Annotated in this window: 1 pseudogene; it reads left to right on the forward strand. The window is 39.3% G+C overall.

Annotation, left to right across the window (positions count from 1 at the left end):
• Window positions 1-626: pseudogene (locus H5119_RS20035) on the forward strand (IS982 family transposase); the annotation flags it as partial.

Raw genomic sequence — 626 nt, forward strand, 5'->3', positions numbered from 1 at the left:
TATGTATCACTTATGTACAAAAGTGAATTTCCTAACTTACTCAGTTACACACGATTTCTAGCCGTTATGCCGAGAGTAATTGTGCCAATGTGTGCCTATTTCACTTCACTTAAAGGTAAACCCACTGGCGTTGAATTCATTGACTCTACATCTATTAAGGTCTGCCACAATATTTGTATTCCAAGACACAAGACCTTTGATGGAATAGCCCAGCGAGGAAAGGAACGATGGGATGGTTTTATGGCTTCAAGCTACATTTAGTCGTTAATCATCATGGTGAAATTGTTGCTGCGAAAGTGACAACAGGAAATGTACATGATACTCAACCAGTCCGTGAATTAGCGAGCTGCCTGACGGATAAATTGTCCGGTGACAAAGGGTATCTAAGTAAGGCTTTAGAAGCGAATTTGCTCGATAAAGGGGTAAAGCTGATTACGACGGTTCGCAAAAATATGAAGGTAAAAGCGATGTCATTATGGGATAGAGCGATGCTTTCAAAGTGTTTTATAATCGAAACAATTAATGACCAACTCAAGAATATATCCTTCATTGAACATTCGAGACATCGGAGTATGAACGGCTTTATGTTGAATTTAGTGGCTGGATTGGTGGCTTATTGCTTTAAA

Origin of the sequence: Pseudoalteromonas sp. SG45-5, from assembly GCF_014164085.1 — a bacterium.
In the GTDB taxonomy this organism is placed as follows: Bacteria; Pseudomonadota; Gammaproteobacteria; order Enterobacterales; family Alteromonadaceae; genus Pseudoalteromonas; species Pseudoalteromonas aliena.